General features: G+C 73.5%; 12 protein-coding genes and 1 pseudogene. 5 read left to right on the plus strand and 8 right to left on the minus strand.

Features of this window, described 5'->3' with window-relative positions:
* Positions 1 to 49: 49 nt before the first annotated feature.
* Positions 50 to 4852 (plus strand): hypothetical protein, encoded by a 4803-nt coding sequence (locus DEJ50_RS30085; protein ID WP_190344769.1) that lies wholly within the window; start codon positions 50 to 52, stop codon positions 4850 to 4852.
* On the opposite strand, the pseudogene DEJ50_RS30090 reads toward DEJ50_RS30085, so the two are convergent.
* The 3 genes and pseudogenes from DEJ50_RS30090 to DEJ50_RS30100 form a co-directional block, all read right to left on the minus strand.
* Positions 4846 to 5478, minus strand: a pseudogene (locus DEJ50_RS30090) (DUF4157 domain-containing protein); the annotation flags it as partial. The gene DEJ50_RS30085 and the pseudogene DEJ50_RS30090 sit on opposite strands and share 7 nt — an antisense overlap.
* 47 nt (positions 5479 to 5525) lie before the next feature.
* Positions 5526 to 6278 carry a hypothetical protein gene (locus tag DEJ50_RS30095; protein ID WP_150211213.1) on the minus strand — a complete coding sequence of 251 codons (753 nt, stop codon included), beginning with the start codon at positions 6276 to 6278 and terminating at the stop codon, positions 5526 to 5528.
* A 356-nt stretch (positions 6279 to 6634) separates the two neighbouring features.
* Entirely contained in the window at positions 6635 to 8158 is a 1524-nt protein-coding gene (locus DEJ50_RS30100; protein ID WP_150211214.1) for an aldehyde dehydrogenase family protein, read from the minus strand.
* A 115-nt stretch (positions 8159 to 8273) separates the two neighbouring features.
* Between DEJ50_RS30100 and DEJ50_RS30105 the strand changes: the two genes are divergently transcribed.
* Positions 8274 to 8975 carry a DUF6461 domain-containing protein gene (locus DEJ50_RS30105; protein ID WP_150211215.1) on the plus strand — a complete coding sequence of 234 codons (702 nt, stop codon included), beginning with the start codon at positions 8274 to 8276 and terminating at the stop codon, positions 8973 to 8975.
* A 41-nt stretch (positions 8976 to 9016) separates the two neighbouring features.
* Here the strand turns inward: DEJ50_RS30105 and DEJ50_RS30110 are convergent, their stop codons facing one another.
* The 3 genes from DEJ50_RS30110 to DEJ50_RS30120 form a co-directional block, all read right to left on the minus strand.
* Entirely contained in the window at positions 9017 to 10309 is a 1293-nt protein-coding gene (locus DEJ50_RS30110) for a GAF domain-containing protein (protein ID WP_150211216.1), read from the minus strand.
* A gap of 216 nt (positions 10310 to 10525) precedes the next feature.
* Positions 10526 to 11875 carry an SWF or SNF family helicase gene (locus tag DEJ50_RS30115; protein WP_190344771.1) on the minus strand — a complete coding sequence of 450 codons (1350 nt, stop codon included), beginning with the start codon at positions 11873 to 11875 and terminating at the stop codon, positions 10526 to 10528.
* Positions 11872 to 14829: a DEAD/DEAH box helicase gene (locus DEJ50_RS30120; protein ID WP_223837962.1), complete on the minus strand. Its 2958-nt coding sequence runs from the start codon at positions 14827 to 14829 to the stop codon at positions 11872 to 11874. The genes DEJ50_RS30115 and DEJ50_RS30120 overlap by 4 nt, the downstream gene beginning before the upstream one ends.
* Before the next feature lie 195 nt (positions 14830 to 15024).
* Between DEJ50_RS30120 and DEJ50_RS30125 the strand changes: the two genes are divergently transcribed.
* On the plus strand, positions 15025 to 15213 hold the full coding sequence (locus DEJ50_RS30125) for a hypothetical protein (protein ID WP_150211217.1): 189 nt from the start codon (positions 15025 to 15027) through the stop codon (positions 15211 to 15213).
* Between the two features lie 28 nt (positions 15214 to 15241).
* Positions 15242 to 15787 carry an MOSC domain-containing protein gene (locus DEJ50_RS30130; RefSeq protein ID WP_150211218.1) on the plus strand — a complete coding sequence of 182 codons (546 nt, stop codon included), beginning with the start codon at positions 15242 to 15244 and terminating at the stop codon, positions 15785 to 15787.
* A gap of 93 nt (positions 15788 to 15880) precedes the next feature.
* On the opposite strand, the gene DEJ50_RS30135 is transcribed toward DEJ50_RS30130, so the two are convergent.
* Entirely contained in the window at positions 15881 to 16693 is an 813-nt protein-coding gene (locus tag DEJ50_RS30135) for a hypothetical protein (RefSeq protein WP_150211219.1), read from the minus strand.
* A 136-nt stretch (positions 16694 to 16829) separates the two neighbouring features.
* Between DEJ50_RS30135 and DEJ50_RS30140 the strand changes: the two genes are divergently transcribed.
* Positions 16830 to 17753 (plus strand): oxygenase MpaB family protein, encoded by a 924-nt coding sequence (locus DEJ50_RS30140; RefSeq protein WP_150211220.1) that lies wholly within the window; start codon positions 16830 to 16832, stop codon positions 17751 to 17753.
* A gap of 93 nt (positions 17754 to 17846) precedes the next feature.
* Here DEJ50_RS30140 and DEJ50_RS30145 read toward each other — a convergent pair whose 3' ends face one another.
* Positions 17847 to 18446: a class I SAM-dependent methyltransferase gene (locus tag DEJ50_RS30145; protein ID WP_150211221.1), complete on the minus strand. Its 600-nt coding sequence runs from the start codon at positions 18444 to 18446 to the stop codon at positions 17847 to 17849.
* Between the last annotated feature and the right edge of the window lie 148 nt (positions 18447 to 18594).

Below are 18594 nucleotides of genomic sequence, written 5' to 3' on the forward strand. Positions count from 1 at the left end.
CTTACAGCAGACCGCGGGAAACGCTGCCACCGCGCAGACCGTCGGCCCGGTGGGGAGTGGTACCGCCGGCGCCGACCCGGCGTGGGAACTGCCGTCGTATCTGATGAACCTGGAGGCGGGCGGGCTCTCCTCGGCGTACGGGCTGACCGGGCACGACTTCGTGCCGCACGCCATCGGCGCGGTGGTCGGGCACCGCGACGGCACCGTCGCCGAGATCGGCGACGAGCTGGCCGGGCGCCCGGAGACCTTCTACGGACAGGGCCGCGCCTTCACCGTCCGCGGTGGGACGGGCAAGGACTGGTACGACGTGACCGTGCGCGTCCACCGGGCCGCCGGCGATCGGCCGCCCACCTACCGGAAGAACCTCCCGGCCGGCGCCGCGCCGGGCCCCGACGGGACACCGCAGGCCGAACTGGAGGACCCGGAGGGCAAGGACACCAAGGTCGACGTCCACCACAACACCGCCGCCGTCGCGAGCAGCACGGCCGGCAACGCGTCGAGCAAGGGCGCCGGAGGCCTGGCCTTCGGGCTCGCGCCCGTCGCGCCGGGGCTGTGGGCCGGTGGCGCCGTGACCGGCAGCGTCCAGCCCTGGCAGTCCTCCCGCGAGTCCCGCCGGCAGCGCTACGTGGCCGAACCACGCGTGCTGCGCAGCGACAAGGGCTCGGTCGAGGTGCCGCGCCAGGTCGGCTACGAGGTGCGGTTCAAGAAGCACGGCGGCCGGGGCGCCACGACCTACCGGGGCTCCGGCACCCTCACCCAGCGGGTGCCGATCGAGCACCTCGTCCCCATCGGCACCAGCGCGCCCGCCCCGCCGCGGAGCCTCACGGCGGACACTGCCCGAGCCGTCTCCCTCGCCGACTCCCTGGCACCCGTCGCCGTGACCGACAGCGCCGCCCCGCACCAGGGCGGCGGCGGGCTCTTCGACGCGGTCGCCTCCGTCATGCACCCCACGGTCACCGCGCCCGGCGCGCCCGGCCGGGACCGGCTGCTGGCGGCGACCTCCACGACGACCCTCCTGGAGGACCTGCCGCGGCTCCTGCGCGACGGCGTCACCGGCGAGGACCTGTACTCCAAGGACGGCGAATCGGTCGGAAGTTACCACCTGCACGCCGAGATCAGGAGCCTGATTCCCGCCTGGGGCACCGGCAAGACCCAGCTCCGCACCCACCAGCAGTCGCAGACCTCGGTCACGGAGAGCGCCGGCAAGGGCCGGGCCGTCCAGGGCGGAGCGGGCCCGGCGTTCGGCTTCGGGGCGGCGGGCAACGCCGCCGTCGTCCGGGCCACCGCCATGCCCGTCGCCGCCGCCCGCAAGGCCCGCTTCACCGCAACCGAGCAGAGCGTCTCCAGCCGCCAGGGCGCCGAGGTCCGCGGTGAGAAGGTGCTCTACTTCGGGAGGGTGATCTTCACCGCGGAGGGTACGGGCCCGCGCTCGCCGGAGATGGTCCTGCGCCCGGGAACCCGGGTGGCCACGCACTCGATGAACGTGTGGGTCAGCCTGCGGGCCGACGAGGCGCAGGCGTTCGGACTGCCGCTGCCGGCGGGAACGACGGCCGGGGACTTCGTGAAGAAGCCCACGAGGACCGACGCGGACGGCAACGAGGTGGAGGTCGAGCGGCACCTCCCGTTCGGCGGCAAGGGATCGAACGTCGCCCTCAGCCGACTCGACACCGGACCCATGATCCGGGCCGTGCACCACCTGTTCACCACCGACCCGCGCCTCGCCGGCTACCTCCCCGACTTCGGCTCCACGCCACCCGCCGCCGACCTCGGCAGGGACGAGGCCGAGACCCAGCGGCGCAACCACCGAGAGTTGATGACCGCCCTCTCGGAAACCAACCTCCGCGTCAACAAAGACCAGTTGATATCCACCGGCATCCGCGTGCGGCTGCGCCGCAAGACGAGCCTGCACTCCCATGACGTACAGCTCCTGGTCAAGGGCACGCTGGGCCAAACCGACTACCAAGGCGACATCAGGGACTGGTCGGTACGCAGCCACTCCGGGGTCACCGGCAACGCGCAGAGCAGCCGCAGCAGTTCGCGGTCGATCGGCGGACTGGTCCTCGGCCAGGCCCGCGTCGTACCCGGCTTCATGACCGCCGGCGCCCGCCACGAGCAGCACAGCTCCGGCACCCGGCACAACCAGGCGGGGCCCACCGGCCGTACGGACATCGTCTCCAACGGCTCCGACACGGCCGCCGCCTTCAACGCGGCCCTCAACCTCGACGTGGAGGTCACCATGACCTCCCGCCGGCGCCGGCTCGCCCGCAGCGTCACCCCCGGCCTGCCGGGCCGCACGGTCCCGGAAGCCCGGACCATGACCACCCTCAGGACCGGCTCCCAGGACGTACGGCTGGTCAGCCCGACCGAGTTCACGGTGGACGAGTACGGCAAGGACCGGCTCGGCGTGTTGGCCGCGGAGCGCCGCGGCCAGGCCGCCGCACCAGAGCACGACTTCGCCGCAGCGGGCATCGGAGACCTGGCCGCGCTCACCCCGCAGCCGTCCACCGGGGCCCTGCTGCGCGACTGGCAGCTGGTCGAGACCCTCGACGGGGCACCCGTACGGGCCCTCGCGCTCCAGTTGCTCTCCCGGGCCGCCGCCGGCAACAACGCCCTGCGCGAGGATCCGGCACTGGCGACGGAGGGGCTCGCGCCCCGCCTCGCCATCGAGGAGCGGTTCGGCGAGCGCGCCATCCAGGGCGCCCTGCGGCAGGCCGCTTCCTCCGGATGGGTGGTGAAGAACCTCCGCTACCCGCGGCGCCTCGCGGGCCTCAACGGCGCCGTCGGCGTCCGGCTCTCCCTCGCCAACCCCACATTCCTGCACAAGGGCGCGGGCCCGGGAACCGAGACCTTCGTGCTCGGCGGGCACCAGTCCGCCGGACAGATCGGCCAGGGCACCTCCCACACCACGCAGTTCGGCGCCACCGTCACCGAGACGGGCCCCACGTGGCGGACCGGCCAGGGCGTGGCGGTGTCCCGCACATCCGGCAAGGGCGACGCCGAGTCCTTCAGCCTGGCCGGCACCATCGAACGCAACGCGCACACCCCGAAGAAGGCCCCGCTGTACCTGGTGCAGTGCGACGTACTGGTCAACATGGTCGCCGAGGTCAAGGTCACCGGAGGCGGCCCCTACGTGGCCAAGGGAGTCCGCACCCTGCCCGCCGCTGCGGGGGTGTGGCTGACGGAGGCCCAGCTGCCGCCGGAGATCAAGCGGCAATTGGGGCGCAGCCGGCGGCCGGTACCGACCGCGGGTGCGGCTGCATCGGAGGCCGCAACTCCGGCCGCCCCGCGACTCCGCAGGAACCGGGCACTCGGCTTCGGTGTGATCGAGGACATGCCGGACTTCGTCCCGTTGCTCGGGCAGTTGCGTACCAGCCTGTCCGGCCTGGGCGGGAACATCGGCGAGGACCTGCTGCCCCGGCAGCAGCTCAAGGACCGCAACGACAACGTGCAGCGACTGCTGCGCGTCCTGGACCGGGACGGCTCCGCCGGGCTGCTGTCCAGCGCCATGGACGGCGGAGTCACCGTCGAACTGTTCGACGGGCGCAAGACCCCGTACTGGGCCGTCTTCAAGATCCTCCAAGTGGGCGACGGGAGGGCCGCGGGCGCAGCGGACGCGGGCCGGGACATGGAGTACATCACCTCCGCCGTCGCACAGCACGCCACCTCCCACGACGAGGGCTCCGCCGTCGGAGTCGAAGGCATCCTCGCCGGATCGGGCCGCCCCGAGGGCGGCACCGGCCAGGTGAAGGGGGTCGGCGGTGCGGCGGGCATCGGAATCGCGTCAGGGAGCTCGCGGCGCAGCGGTGCGGTGAGCCGCGGCCAGCTCGGCATGAAGTCCGTCGCCGACAGCTCCGCGCGCTCGGACCTGATGCACCTGCCGATCCGGGCAAGCCTCGAACTGTACAAGGGGGACAAGCGGCTGGCGCTGGCCCAGATGGTCAACCTGACGCTGACCCAGCGCATCCTGCGCAAGGACCTGGAGGCCCTCTCCCGCATGCGGCTCCCTGCGGCCGACGCACGGTTGGCCGCGCGCGGCTGCCGCGACACCGGCGGGGCCGCCCTCGCCGCCTGGCGGGCGGCCGGCGTGCGGCTGCCGATGGAGGCGCAGGTCAACGGGTTCCAAGGAGCCGGGCAGGTCAGGGAGCTCGTGAACTCGGCCGTACGGGAGGCGGGCGGCGGCGACCGCTTCCGCGCCAAGGGGCAGGCCGGCGCCTACGCCCTGAACGAGGCGGTGTCCACCGAGTGGCTGACCGCCGCGCTGCCGCTGCTCGCCACGTCCGGGGCCGACCTGCCCCCGGTGCACGCCTCCGGAGCGGAGGGTCAGGACCTGCGGGGCTCCGTGCACGCCCGGCTGCGCAACGGACGGGTGCTGGGCCTCGGCGACAGGATGACCTTCGAGACCATCGGCCAGAGCCACCTGGACGCGCCCCGCCCCACCCAGACGGACGGCCAGAGTTCCGCCGACCACGGCAGGTCCGCCCGCCCGGTGTTCGGTGCGGGGGTGCTCAACGCCACCGAGTTCCGGCTCAACCAGCTGCTGGGCAACACGGGCGGCTCGGGCGGCACGACCGACGCCACGGCGAACTCCTCCGGCTCAATGCCGGTGCACAAGCCGAAGATGAAGGCGGTCCTGGTCCAGTTCACCCTGGACGTCAGGGTGATGGCCCACGTCACCAGCCGGGTCCGGGGCCGCACGGCCACGGCGGTACGGGAGCTGACCCTCGCGCAGCCGGTGGTGGTCCGCATGCCGGAGCCCGTGGTCCGCCGCATGCTGGCCACCCAGAGCGACCGGCTGACCGACGACGGAAACCACCTGGCCCCGACCGGCGCGGCTCCCGCCTTCTACGCGTGAGTGCCGGGAGCGGCTTCCTCGGTTTCCTGCGCGGGCACCGGACGGCCCATCACGGCCTGGGCATTGGCCTCCGCCGCACGCTCGAAGCGGTCGGACGGGTCGCTGACGCGCAGGCCGGCTCCGTTGTCGGTACCGGCGACGGCCCCCTGGCGCTGCTGGATGACGTGGGTGAGCTCGTGGGCGAGCGTGTGCTTGTCACCCCCGCCCTCGCCGATGACCACGTGGCTGCCCGACGTGTAGGCGCGGGCGCCCAGTTCGGCCGCGGAGCGTCGGGCGGCGCTGTCGGTGTGGAGGCGCACGTCCGAGAAGTCGGCGCCCAGGCGTGCCTCCATCTCCGACCGTGTGGCGTTGTCCATCGGACTCCCGGCCGCCCGCAGGACTTCGTGGGCGGCGGAACGCTGCACGGCGGGAGCCTCCGCCGAGTGCCCGCAGCCGGCGCCGTGCCGGTGCTCCTCCTGAGCCCATTCATGGCCGGCCTGACGGAGCATCTGGACGACGGCGGCGTTGCCCGCCGCGCTCTGCAGCCCCAGCAGCCCGTGGCCGGCGGCGTTCGCGGGGGCGGCGGGGCTGCGCCGGGGCGCGGGATCCCGCTTGACTGTGGGGTCCTTCTCCTTCGCGGAAACCATGGGTCCTTCCTCATTCACGGCCTGAACCGCAGGCCGGGTCCCCGGGGTCAGTCTTGGTTCGTGTTGTGTTTCTTGATGCCGGAGTGCAGGTCGTTGGGGTTGTTCGGCATCAGAAGGTTGCTGCCGGGGGGCCTGTGGCCGGTGGCGGCCTTGTGTACGTTGATCGCGAAGTCGGTGCAGTTGTAGGTCAACAGGTTGTAATCGTGGTTCAGATTGTCCTTGATGTAGTTTTTGGCTTTCTTGTACTGCTTTGCGGTGATGGGTACTGACAGTACGGTGGTCGCGTTGTTCGGGTCGTCGTAGTTGAGCCGTACTTCGCCGGGCACGCTCCGGTGCGGCGCGTCCTCATTGATCCCGCCCTTGGGGTAAAAGCCGGCGGAGGCTTGGAACTTGTCGTCCTTGTAGAACGCCACCCAGGAATGACCGACCCGCTGAAAGTAGTCCGCGTCACGGAAACTGGCGCTCTTCTTCACCAGGACGCGAAGGGTGATGGCGGGGTCCTCGCCCGCTGCTTGCTCCTGCTCCGGCTCCTCTGTTCGGGCGTCGGGTCGTAGGCCGTCGGCCGACTCCCCGACCTCCGGCACCGGGCCCCTGGTCCACCCGCCGTCCGCGGTCCGCCGCCAGCCCTGCTGCTCCATACGACGGGTGGCCGCGGCCGGGTCGAGCCCCTCGAGCACCCGCTGCACGACCGGGGCGGCAGCGGGCAACCGCTGGAGCACGGGCTGCGCCGTGCCTGACTGCTCCCGCAGGCCGGGACGACCCTCACCCGCGCCCTGGCCATGCCGGTGTTGCGCCAGCATCCTGGCGACCGTGGCGTTGCCGGCGGACCGCTGGAGCGTCCTCACCGCCTGAGGGGTGGGGGTCGTCCCGGCGCCTGTCACGGCGACACTCTCGGCCGGCGACGTGCCACGCGTCACGGCAGGCCGGGGCGGCTGGGCCGGCAGGCGTCCGGGAGCCTGCTCTCTCTCACGTTCCCTCATCCCGGTGCCTTCCCTCGAGTATTCCGAGCCCGCAACGCTGCCACGGTGCGACAACGGCCACAAGGTCCGAACGTACTGTCCCCACGGGCAAGGATGAGGTGCGCGCAGGTGCCCCACCGGCACGTCGATTGCCCCGAAAGCCGAGCCGGCGCGGCCACGCCGTACGGCCCGTGCTCCTAGAAGAAGCCGAGCTTCTTCGGCGAGTACGAGACGAGGAGATTCTTGGTCTGCTGGTAGCTGTCCAGCATCATCTTGTGCGTCTCGCGGCCGATGCCCGACTGCTTGTAGCCGCCGAAGGCGGCATGCGCCGGGTACGCGTGGTAGCAGTTCGTCCAGACCCGGCCCGCCTGGATGGCCCGGCCCGCCCGGTACGCCGTGTTGATGTCGCGCGTCCACACGCCTGCGCCCAGGCCGTACGCCGTGTCGTTCGCGATGCGGACCGCGTCCTCGAAGTCCTGGAAGGAGGTCACCGACACCACCGGGCCGAAGATCTCCTCCTGGAAGATCCGCATCCGGTTGTTTCCCTCGAAGATCGTCGGCTGGACGTAGAAACCGCCCGCCAGTTCACCCTCCAGCTCCTGCCGGCCGCCGCCCGTCAGGATCTTCGCGCCCTCCTGCTGCCCGATCTCCAGGTACCCCAGGATCTTCTTCAGCTGCTCCTCCGAGGCCTGCGCGCCGATCATCGTCTCGGTGTCCAGCGGATGGCCCGGCACGATCAGTTCGGTACGGGCGATCGCCGCGTCGAGGAAATCCCCGTACCGGCCGCGCTCGATCAGGGCGCGCGACGGACACGTGCACACCTCGCCCTGGTTGAGCGCGAACATCGCGAAGCCCTCCAGGGCCTTGTCCCGCAGATCGTCGTCGACGGCCCAGATGTCGTCAAAGAACAGGTTCGGGCTCTTGCCGCCCAGCTCCAGCGACACCGGCTTCAGGTTCTCCGCCGCATAACCCATGATCAGCCGGCCGGTGGAGGTCTCCCCGGTGAAGGCGATCTTCGCCACCCGCGGGCTGGAGGCCAGCGGCTTCCCGGCCTCCTCGCCGAAACCGTTGACGATGTTCACCACCCCCGGCGGCAGCAGGTCCGCCACCAGGGAGAGCCAGTAGTGCACCGAGGCCGGGGTCTGCTCGGCAGGCTTCAGCACCACCGTGTTCCCCGCCGCCAGGGCCGGAGCCAGCTTCCACACCGCCATCAGGATCGGGAAGTTCCACGGAATGATCGCCCCGACCACCCCCAGCGGCTCATGGAAGTGGTACGCCACGGTGTCGTCGTCGACCTGGCTGAGCGACCCCTCCTGCGCCCGCAGCGCCCCCGCGAAGTACCGGAACTGGTCGATGGCCAGCGGCAGGTCCGCGGCCAGGGTCTCCCGTACCGGCTTGCCGTTCTCCCAGGTCTCGGCGACCGCCAGCGCCTGGAGGTTCTCTTCCATCCGGTCCGCGATCCGCAGCAGCACCGCCGAGCGCTCGACTGCCGGCGTACGCCCCCAGGCCGGGGCTGCCGCGTGCGCCGCGTCCAGCGCCCGCTCGACGTCCTCCGCCGTACCCCGCGCGATCTCGGTGAACACCTCACCGGTCACGGGGGAGGGGTTGGCGAAGTACCGGCCGCCGGCCGGCGCCACGTACGCGCCGCCGATGAAGTGGTCGTAGCGGGACGCGTACGACATGAGCGCGCCCTCGGTGCCGGGCGCTGCGAAACGGGCCATGACGGAGTTCTCCCCTTGCCGGGCGCCGTCCGCCGTCGGGCGGCGCTCGAAGGGGGAGGCTAGGAGCGGACAGGTTGCGGATACGTTGCACGGGGGTGCTGACAGGATGGGCGTCATGAACGCAGCCACGGCAGCCGATTACGGCTGGATACGCTCCGCATCCTCGGTCTTCCAGTACGGGCTGGAGATGGGATACACGCTGACGCTGGTCCGGGGAATCTCGCCGGCGGAACTGCTGAGCGTGGCCGGCGCAGAGGCCCTCGGCGCCTGTGAAGGGGTCGGCGAGTTCATGGAGGGACACACGGAAATCCTGTTCGGGTACGAGGACTTCCCCGAGTCCTTCCTCGCGGGAGCGTTCACCGTGCCCGGTGAGGGCGGGGACTGGACGCTCGCTCTGGAGTTCGGCGGCGATCTGGGCACGCGGCCGAGCATCATGGAGGCCCTCTCCACCGGGACACGGGCTGTCTCGCACTCGAGCAACGGGGCCAAGTTCATGGATTTCTTCCACTGGTACGAGGACGGGAAGTTGCGCACCACATTCGAGTGGCCGGCGGAGAGGACCGGAAGCACGCCCGATGAGCTGAACACCCTCATGCTGGAGGTCGGTCTCAACCCGGCGGGTGACCAGCGCCCGGACGTCGACACGAAGGCGGCGGCCTTCGCGCTGGCCGAGCGGCTCACCGGCGTACGCGTGACCGAGGAACTGCTGGCGCAGGCCCACTACCAGACGGGCGAGGTGCCGGAGGAACCGGCCGCAGAAGGGGAGGGCGTGACCGTCGACGTCACGGATGCCCATGGCGAGCGGACATCGTTCTGACCCGAGGTGTCGCCGACTGATGGGAGGACGATCCGCCGGGATCAGTCCGAGCCCGAGGCCCGAACGGCGGGGTGTGCGCCGCCCAGTTCGGCATCCAGCGCCCGTACCCGGGCCAGCGCGGCCGGCCGGGCGCCCGGCGGGAGCGCGGCAGCCAGCGCAGCCCACACCTCCGGATCGTCCGCGCCCCACGGGGCACACACCCAGTCGGTCAACAGCCCGACGTCCGCCCGCGCCAGCAGCGCCGCCCGCGCCTGATCCTCGATACGCCGCCGCAGCCGGACGATCCCCGGCGCGGCGGAGGCGGGCAGCAGCGGTCCCGGGTACTCGGCGAGCGCCGCCGACGTCGCACCGGTGGCCAGCAGCCGGCACACCGACACGGAGTCCGCGGCCAGCGGAGCGGCCGTCCGGTACGGCCGGGACCGCAGCACGTCCGGTCCCACCAGGGCGCGCAGACGCGACAGTTCGGCCCGCAGGGTCACCGCGGAGGCGTGCTCGTCCTCGTACAGCGCGATCAGCAGTTCGTCCCCGGACAGGCCCTCCGGATGGTGCGCGAGCAACACCATGATCTCGCTGTGCCGTCGGCCCAGCCGGTGCGTACGGCCGGCGCACACCAGCAGCGCCTCGTCCCGGCCGAGCGCCTGCAGGCGGTCCGGCGGCGACCCGGCCGCCGGCCCCAGCAGGGCGAGTTGCGATTCGGCGGCCCGCGCCACCGCCTGTACGAACGCCAGCGAATGGGGATGGGCGAGCCCGTCACCCCCGGTGATGTCCACCGCGCCCAGCAGCCGCCCGGTCCGGGGGTCGCGCACCGGCGCGGCGGCGCAGGTCCAGGGATGCACGCTGCGGCTGAAGTGCTCGGCTCCGAAGACCTGTACGGCCTCGCCGACCGCCACCGCCGTACCGGGCGCATTGGTGCCCATCGCCGTCTCGGCCCAGCGCGCCCCCGGTACGAAGCCGAGCCCGGCCGCCCGGTCCAGGGTCCCGGAATCGCCCTCCACCCACAGCAGGCTGCCGCGGGCATCGCACACGGCGAACAGATGCCGCTCGTGCGCCGCGAACGCCCCCACCAGGTCCCGGAACACCGGCATCACCCGGGCGAGCGGGTGCTGTTCACGGTAGGCGTGCAGGTCCGCGTCCCGGAGCTCCACCCGCGCCGAGCACTCCGGGCTCACCCTGGCCCGGGCGCAGCGCCGCCAGGACTTCGCGATCGCGGTCCGCACCGGGGCCACGACCCGCCCCTCCGCCGTGAACACGGCATGGGCCCGGCGCAGCAGCCGCGAGCGCTCCACCGGATCGGCCCCGCCGGGCAAGGCCACTGCCGCCGCGTCACTCGCCATGCATCGCCCCCCATGCCCGTCCCGGATGCCGGTCCCGGATGCCCGTCCCGGATGCCCCCTGCGCCCGGCCTCCTCCCCAACCCGGTCGGGCCCAAACCGGGGCGCGGGGCGGCCCGCCCGGACCCGGCCGAAAGCCGCCCCCGGCCCGGCCCCGGCCCCGGCCCGCCCCCGGCCCCGGCCCCGGCCCCGGCCCCGGTCCCGGTCCCGGTCCGTCGGTCAGGGGTGCTCCGGCTCCGGCGCCTGGCCTGTCGTCGGTTCCGCCGCCGGGTCCGGTCCCAGGACGGCCAAGGCCGTCTCCGGGTCCGGGCCGCCCGGTCCTGCCGGGAGCCAGCGCCCCGCCTCCTTCCGGTACGGCCACCAGCGGCCCTCCTGCCCCAGCCGCAGCTGGGCCTCGCCGCCCGGCAGGGTCCAGCGCGCCCGTACCCGGCGCAGCCCGGCCCCCTCGCCCGGTCCCGCACCGTCCGCCTCGGCCGCCGCCAGCGCAGCCGAGGCCCGGGCCAGGGCGGGCCGGTCCGGGGCCCAGTCCTCCTCCAGTACCGCCAGGGCCGCCGCCCCGCCGAAGCGCCAGGCCCGCACCGCGAGCTCCAGCGCGGCCCGGTCCCGGCCCGAAACCCGCGCCAGGCGGGCCCGTACCCGTACGTCTGAGGTCTCGGCGGCCAGCCGTACCGCATCCTCGGCCACCGACGGCGGGCCGGCCGGCAGCGGGCGGTCCGCATGGCCCGGCGCGAGTGCCTCCGCCAGCAGCCGGTACGCCTCCCCGGCCGCCGACTGCCCCAGGAACTCCACCGCGTCCACATCGAGGTCCGGTTCCGACTCCGTGTCCAGCGGCGGCGGCTGACCCGGCGCGGACGGCAGCTCCGGCAGCGCGGGGAGCGGCGGGAGCCCGTCCCCGGCCGCGAACACGGCCGCGGCCGAAACCCCTTCGCCCACCGGTCCACCTCCCGGTCCGCCCCCCGGTCCGGCCGTGGGTTCCGCCTCCGCGGCGCTGCGCTCCTCCAGCTCGGCCAGCACCTCCCGCTCCGCACGGCCCCGCATCAGCAGCAGTACGAAGGGGTCCCGGTCCAGCAGCCGCGCCACCTGGTAGCAGAGTGCCGCCGTGTGCGGGCAGTGGTCCCACTCCCCGCAGTCGCAGCTCGGCTCCAGACCACCGATGCCCGGCAAGAGGTCCACCCCGGCCGCCGCCGCATCCTCCACCAGCTCGGGCGGCATCTCCCGGTCCAGCAGGGCCGCGATGTGCCCGGCCCGGCCGGCCGCCGTGCCCAGCACCAGGTCCCACTCGGACTCGGTGAAACTCTGCACCAGGACGTCCGTCCGGTGGGCGGTCCCGTCCGGGTCGCGGACCACCGCGGTCAGCCGGCCGGGCCGGACGGACACCGCGCCGACCGCGCCGGAGCGGGCGTACCGGCGCCCGTGCCGCAGCTGTTCGCCGTCGAGCGCGCTGTCCTCCAGCGCGGACAGCCAGGTCCTGCCCCACCAGGTCTGCGCGAAGCCGCGACCGGATGCCGCCGGCAGCGCCGGGAAGATCTTCTCGTGGTCGTCGCCGTGGTTGTGGCGGTCGGCTGTCATCGTTCCGTCCCTCCGTCCCGCTCGGTGCGTCGCAGGGCGACGAGCTCGGCCAGTTCCGCATCCGTCAGTTCGGTCAGCGCCGCCTCGCCCCCGGCCAGTACGGCATCGGCCAGCGCCCGTTTGCGTTCCAGCAGTTCGGCGATCCGGTCCTCCACGGTGCCTTCGGCGATGATCCGGTGGACCTGGACGGGCTGGGTCTGGCCGATCCGGTAGGCGCGGTCGGTGGCCTGTTCCTCCACGGCCGGGTTCCACCAGCGGTCGTAGTGGACGACATGGGAGGCCCGGGTGAGGTTCAGACCGGTGCCCGCCGCCTTGAGGGACAGCAGGAACACCGGGACCTCACCGGACTGGAAGCGGTCGACGAGGTCCTCCCGGCGCGGCACCGGGGTACCGCCGTGCAGCAGCTGGGTCGCGATCCCACGGCCCGCCAGGTGCTTCTCCAGGATCCGGGCCATCGCCACGTACTGGGTGAAGACCAGCACCGAGGCGCCTTCGGCCAGGATCGTGTCCAGCAGTTCGTCGAGGAGTTCCAGCTTTCCCGACCGGCCGCCGCCACCACCGCCACCGCCACCACCCTCCTTCGTGTACTGGGCGGGGTGGTTGCAGATCTGCTTGAGGGAGGTCAGCAGCTTGACGATCAGCCCGCGGCGCTCCATCCCGTCGGCCGCCGAGATCGCGGCGAGGGTCTCGCGGACCACCGCCTCGTACAGCCCGGCCTGCTCGGGGCCGAGCGCGACGGGGTGGTCGGTCTCCGTCTTGGGCGGCAGTTCCGGTGCGATGCCCGGGTCCGACTTGCGTCGGCGCAGCAGGAACGGCCGTACGAGGGCTCCCAGCCGTGCGGTCGCCTGGGGGTCACGGCCCCGCTCGACGGCCTCCGCGTAGCGGCTGCGGAAGGTCCCGAGGCGGCCGAGCAACCCGGGTGTGGTCCAGTCGAGGATCGCCCACAGCTCGGTGAGGTTGTTCTCGACCGGGGTGCCGGTGAGGGCCACCCGCGCCGGGGAGGGCACCGTGCGCAGCGCCCTGGCGGTGCTCGAATGCGGGTTCTTGACGTGCTGCGCCTCGTCGGCGACGACCAGGCCCCAGGGGATGGCGGCGAGGGTGGGGGCGTCCAGCCGCAGCGTGCCGTACGTGGTGAGCACGACGGCATCGCGGGGCAGGCCGGCCAGACTGCGGCCGGAGCCGTGGAAGCGCTGGACGGGGGTGCCCGGGGCGAACCGGGCGAACTCCCGCTGCCAGTTGCCGAGCAGGGAGGCCGGGCAGACGACGAGGGTGGGGCCGGCCGTCGTCGGGTCCTGCTGCCGGTGGAGGTGGAGGGAGATGAGGGTGACGGTCTTGCCGAGGCCCATGTCGTCGGCGAGGCAGCCGCCGAGGCCGAGGGCGGTCATCCGGGCCAGCCAGGCGAGGCCGCGCAGCTGGTAGTCGCGGAGTTCGGCGGCGAGGGCGGCGGGCTGGGCGATCGGCTGCCGAGCGGAGGGCTGCGTACGGGCGGCCGGATCCTCAGGATCCGCGGCGAGTTCGGCGTGCAGCCGGGCCAGCGGGCCGGCCGCGGTGACCGCCACCTCCCGGCCGTCGACCTCGGCCGATCCGGTGAGTACGGCGGCCAGCGCGTCGGCGGCGGTGACCTTGCGGTCCTGGCGGGCGCGGGCCCGGCGGGCTTCGGCCGGGTCGATCAGCACCCACTGGTCGCGCAGCCGTACCAGGGGGCGGTGGGACTCGGCGAGCCGGTCGAGTTCGGCGGGGGTGAGGGCGTCGGCGGAGGCCTGGTCGCCGAGCGAGTGACGCCAGTCGAAGGAGAGCAGGGCGCCGGGGGAGAACAGGCCGGATGCGCCGGTGCGGCCGGCGCGGTCCGGGCCGGTGGACTCGGCCCCGCCGACCACGGCGCGGGCGGTGAGTCCGAGCGCGATGCCGCGGGGCCAGTGCACCTGGACCCCGTCGGCGGCCAGGGCCTGCGCGGCCTCGCCGAGCAGTTCGGTGACCTCCTCGTCGGCGAGTTCGACGGAGCCGGGAACGGCGGCGGTGAGCAGCGGGGTGAGCGGGGCCCACAGGCGGGCCGCCCGGCGGAGCGCGAGCAGTGCGTCCATCCGGGCGCGCGGGGCGAAACCGGCGGCTGCGGCGCCCGAACCGGCCCACACCTCGGCGGCATCGGCGACCACGGCCGGGTCGGAGAGGCTGTGCAGCTGGAGCACGGCACGGAAGCCGGGCGCCTCGGGTCGGCCAGGCCGGTCCGTCAGTTCGAGGCGCAGGGAGATGCGTACGCCGGCATCGTGGCCGGCCGCGACCTCGGCGGCCCAGGAGCGCAGGCCGGGGTACCGGGCCGGCTCGGGCGCGGCGAAAGCCGGTCCGCCTGCTGCGGCCGGGGCGGCGGGGGAGCGGGGGAGCGCGTCGGCGACCGCATCGAGGAAGGCGCGCAGCAGCGGCTCGGCTGCGGGCAGCCGCAGCGTGCCGCCGTCGGCAGGGGCCGGGTCCACCGGGACGCAGCGGGCGGCAGCCGGCATCGCCGCGGCCAGCTCCCGTACGTGTGCGAGGTCCTCGGCGTCCAGCGGGCCGATGCGCCAGGCATCGTGCTCGGTGGGGGACAGGCCGGGCAGCAGTAGCCCGCGGGCGGCGAAGCGCAGCGCGAGCAGGGCGGCGGCACCCCAGAACGCGGCGGGGGACGTGTGGACGGGAGCGCCGTCAGGAGGGCCGGCCGCGGCGCGGGCCCGGGTGAGCAGCGGGAGCGCCTCCGCCACCGGCAGGACGAGAGCGGTCACGGTGGCCCGGCGGAGCTCGGGGGTGACGACGGTCAGTTCTTCGAGGGTTCCGGCCCGGTCGACCGGGCCGGCGACAGGGCCGACCGGGCTGCCCGGGCCGACCGGGCTGTCAGGGCGCCAGAACGCGACCCGGCCGGTGCGGGCGGGGTCGGCGGACAGGAAGACGGTGGAGCAGCGGATGAGGTCGGAGATCTCTGGGAGCACGCATTCCTCAAACTTGACTACCAGGTACAGGGCGGACGACGGTACCCCACCGGACTGCCCGGGCGGGCGCGGCCCGGCCGTGACCCGGGTCACGTTCCCGCCCGTTTACGGCACCGGGAACGGCCGGCCGTACCGGAGCGTTGTAGGGAGTGTTGGCCGACCCGGGAAGACCGACGCAGGGAGAGGTGTCAGGAGATGTCGACAAGCGGGAAGGTTGCCGCCGCCGGAGTGGTGGCCGCCATCGTGCTGTTCTGGACGATCGGGTTCTGGCCGGGGCTGCTGGTCCTGATCGGCGTCCCGACTGCTGCCTATCTGCTGCTGGACTCCTCCCAGCGCCGCCGGCTGAAGCACGTCGCCAGGAACAGGAAGCAGATCGGCCGCTGAAGGCGGCAGGGGACAGGGGGGAAAGCGCATGAGCTCGGCGGTCGTCAGGGCGGTCAGCAGCAACGCGGAGTATTCGTTCACCAAGCCCAACCGGGAGAGCATCACCCTGCTCGCCGGTCTGGGCGTGGCGGGCGACGTCCACGCCGGGGTGACGGTCAGGCACCGTTCCCGGGTGGCCCAGGATCCGACCCAGCCCAACCTGCGGCAGGTCCACCTGATCCACCGCGAACTGTTCGAGGAGGTGGCCGAGTCCGGCTTCGAGGTCGCCCCCGGCCAGCTCGGCGAGAACGTGACCACCGCGGGCATCGACCTCCTCGGCCTGCCCCGCGGCACCGTCCTGCGCCTGGGCGAGGAGGCGGAGGTGGAGGTCACCGGCCTGCGCAACCCGTGCCTGCAGATAGACGGCTTCCAGGACGGCCTGCTCAGGCTCCTGGTCGGCCGGGACGACGAGGGCCGCATCGTCCGCAAGGGCGGGATCATGGGCGTGGTGAAGCACGGCGGGACCATCCGCCCCGGCGACCCCATCACCGTCACCCTGCCGCCCGAACCGCATGAGCCGCTCGACCGCGTCTGATCCGGGCCGCCGGACGGCCTCCCTGGCGTGCGGCCTCCCCGCCGTGCGCGCGGCTTCCCCGCAGGTGCGGGCGGCCTCGCGGCCATGCGGGCGTCAGGACGGCCGTACGGCCACCCGTTCCAGGCCCGCCAGCAGTTCCGGCAGCTCCTCGTCCCGGGGTACCGGAATGACCCCGCTCGGCTCCTCGTCCAGCAGCACGAAGGCGACATCGTCGGTGCGGGCGACGAGCGACCACCCCGGGCCGTCCACCCGCAGCATCCGCGCATCCTCGCCCGCGAAGGACGACCGCACCCGCCCGGGCGGCGGCGGGGTCTCCGTGTAGCCGCGTGCCTCCGCCAGCACCCGGGCCAGCCCCGGGTGCACCACCGGAGCCTCCCCGTCCGCCTCGAACCGCTCCCGCCAGTCCCCCCATTGCAGGGCGATCTGGTCCGCGCCCATCCGGCGCTGCGCCGACCCCCACACCCCGGCCGACGGCGGTGCCAGCGGCACCCGCCCGGTGCCGTCCGCGCCCTGCTCCGGGTCGTGCGGTTCCGGTACGCCCGGCGCCGCGACCGCGAGCTCCAGCGGCCAGCCGGCCAGCGAGACCACGATGGTGCGCTCGTCCGGCGAGAGGTCGTACTCCATCCCGCAGTCCCAGGAGGCGATCGCCGTCGCGACGAGCGAGACGTCGTCGATGACCACGGTCCAGCGGGCGCCGTCCTCGTCCTGGCCGAGCACCAGCCCGTACCCGTCCGGCACCGGCCGGACGCCGAGCAGCGCGCACGCCTGCGGATAGTCGTCGCCCAGGATGCTGGGGAACTGGGCGGGGGTCAGCAGTACGGCGGTCAGCACGTACAGCGAGCCGTCGTCCGCTGCTCCCCCACCCGCGCCGCCGGACCCCGCAGCTTCCTCGGACTCCTCGGACACATCGCCTCCCGGTCGTTCTCTCGTCGGCGCACCCTAACCAGCGGGTAACCCGCACGTCGAGAGCGCGCGAGAGGCGATTTTCAAGGCCGCTGCCTGCACGTAGAGTTGGCCCTCCGCCACAGAAAGGCAGACCCCGGTGCAGCGTTACGACCGGCTGAAGGAAATCCTCCGCCTCGACCCCGACCAGGATTTCCTCACCATCTACCGGCTCACCGCCACCTACGAGTTCCCCTGGGACTTCACCCGCGCCCTGGAGCTCGCCCTCTACCGCACCTACGCCGTCCCGAGCATCGGGCGCCTGCTCGCCGAGACCGCGGAGTTCACCGACCGCCCGCAGCGCCGCTACGACGACACCGCGCTGCTCCTGGACGCGGTGGTGGAGCACGGCTACGAGAGCGACACCGGGCGCACCGCGATCCGCCGCATCAACCAGATGCACCGCAGCTACGACATCAGCAACGAGGACATGCGCTACGTCCTGTGCACGTTCGTGGTGATTCCCAAGCGGTGGCTGGAGGCGTACGGCTGGCGTGCGCTCACCGCCCACGAATGCCGGGCCGCCGCCAACTACTACGCAACCCTCGGCCGCCATATGGGCATCAAGGACATTCCGGCCTCCTACGAGGAGTTCGAAAGCACCCTGGATGCCTACGAAAAGGAACACTTCGGCTGGGACGAGGGTGGCCGCCAGGTCGCCGATGCCACCCTGGACCTGATGGCCTCCTGGTACCCCGCCCCGCTCGCCCCGCTGTTGCGCAGCGCGAGCCTGGCCCTCCTGGACGAGCCGCTGCTGCACGCCTTCCGGTACGAGCAGCCCGGCCCGGCCGTACGGAAGCTGGTCCGGGGAGCGCTCCGGCTGCGCGGCCGGGCGGTGCGGCTGCTGCCCCCGCGCAGTGCCCCGCACTACGCCCGCCAGAACCCGGAGATCAAGAGCTACCCCGGCGGCTACGACGTGGGTGAGCTCGGTACCCACCCGGTTCCCGGCAGCGGGGGCTGTCCGGTTCCGCACCAGCGCCGGGCCGAGGGCGCCGACGCGCAGCCCGGCGGCCCGGGCAGCTGACACCGGCCGGGCGGCGGTCCGGGCAGCCGGCGCCCGCCGCGGTCCGGGGGCAGCCGTGGTCGCCCGCCGCGGTCCGGCGGCAGCCGCGTCGGCTCAGGCCGCCCGTACCGCCACGGCCAGGAACCGGGCGTCCTCGTCGGCGTACGAGGTCATCTCCCAGCCCGAACCGGCCAGCAGCGGACCGAGGTTGTGCTCGGCCCGCAGATCGTCCGGGGTGAGCTCCCGGCCGTGCCGGGCCGCCAGTGCGGCTCGCCCGATCGGGTGAAACAGGGCCAGCCGGCCGCCCGGCCGGACCACCCGCGCCAGCTCGCGCAGGTTCCCCGCCGGATCGGGCAGGTGCGCGATCAGCCCGGCGCCGAACACGGCGTCCAGACAGCCGTCGCGCAACGGCAGCCGGGCGACGTCGGCGAGCAGCAGCGCCCCCTCGGCGTCCCGCCCGGCGCGCACCGCGGCGGCCAGCATCTCCGGGGTCAGGTCCGCCCCGATCACGGTCCCGGCGGGACCGACGGCCGCCCGCAGCGCGGACAGCGCCCGGCCGGTGCCACAGCCGGCGTCCAGCACCCGGTCCCCGGGCCGCAGCCCGAACTCCGCCACGGCGGTGGCGAAGGCGGGGCCGTCCCCGGGGAACTTGCGGTCCCAGTCCGCGGCCCGGGCTCCGAAGAACTCACGTACGTGTGTCTGGTCGTCGCTCATACAGGCCATGATGCCGCCCCGCGCCACCTCTGCGGACCGTGCGCAGAGAGACACCCGGTGTGATCGAACGCGAACGTATCTCTGTCATATTCCAGCAGTTCCAGCAGCTTTCGAAATGCGCCCCTTGTTCGCGCCCTCACCCGGACTA

Origin of the sequence: Streptomyces venezuelae (assembly GCF_008642295.1) — a bacterium.
GTDB lineage: Bacteria > Actinomycetota > Actinomycetes > Streptomycetales > Streptomycetaceae > Streptomyces > Streptomyces venezuelae_C.